The sequence below is a fragment of the Pseudomonas sp. K5002 genome (genome assembly GCF_013386655.1).
Classification (GTDB): Bacteria; Pseudomonadota; Gammaproteobacteria; order Pseudomonadales; family Pseudomonadaceae; genus Aquipseudomonas.
Window position 1 is genome coordinate 1 of record NZ_JACARK010001502.1, and the last position, 786, is coordinate 786.

The 786-nt window shown below is 64.6% G+C and carries 1 protein-coding gene; it reads right to left on the reverse strand.

The features are described 5' to 3' along the window. Positions 1-786 (reverse strand): primosomal protein N' (gene priA, locus HX846_RS37525; protein ID WP_178967502.1); only part of this gene is annotated, 786 nt, incomplete at both ends.

Here is a 786-nt window from a genome sequence, read left to right on the forward strand (position 1 = left end):
CCAGCGGGCGACTTTTAACGTCCAGGCGCAGGAAGCGTGGCTGCTTGGCGCCGCCGGCCCGCTCATTGAGACGCAGCAGGCCGTAGCGCCCGGTGTAGGCGTTGTGCAGGCTTTCCAGGGAAGGCGTGGCCGAGCCCAGCACAATCGGGATGTTTTCCTGGCGGGCGCGCACCAGCGCCAGGTCGCGGGCGTGGTAGCGCAGGCCTTCCTGCTGTTTATAGGAGCCGTCATGTTCTTCGTCGATGATGATCAGCCCGGGATTTTTCATCGGGGTGAACAGCGCCGAACGGGTGCCGATAATAATGTCGGCCTCGCCGTCCCGGGCGGCGAGCCAGGATTCCAGGCGCTCGCGGTCGTTGACCGCCGAGTGCACCAGGGCGATGCGCGCGTTGAAACGCTGCTCGAAACGCGCCAGGGTTTGCGGGCCGAGGTTGATCTCGGGGATCAGCACCAGTGCCTGTTTGCCGGCTTCGAGGGTTTCGCGGATCAGTTGCAAATAGACTTCGGTCTTGCCGCTGCCGGTGACGCCCGCCAGCAGGAACGCGTGGAAACTGTCGAAACCGGCGCGAATCGCTTCATAGGCGGCACGTTGTTCGGGGTTGAGCGGCAGTTCCGGCTGGGCCAGCCAGTGTTCGTGGCGCTCGCCGGGAGCGTGCTTGCGAATCTCCACCTGCACCAGGCCCTTGGCCAGCAGCAAGTCCAGGCTGTCCTTGCTCAGCATCAGCTTGCTTAAAAGCTGATGGGCGACGCCGTGGGGATGCTGGGCCAGGGTTGCCAGGGCTTCAC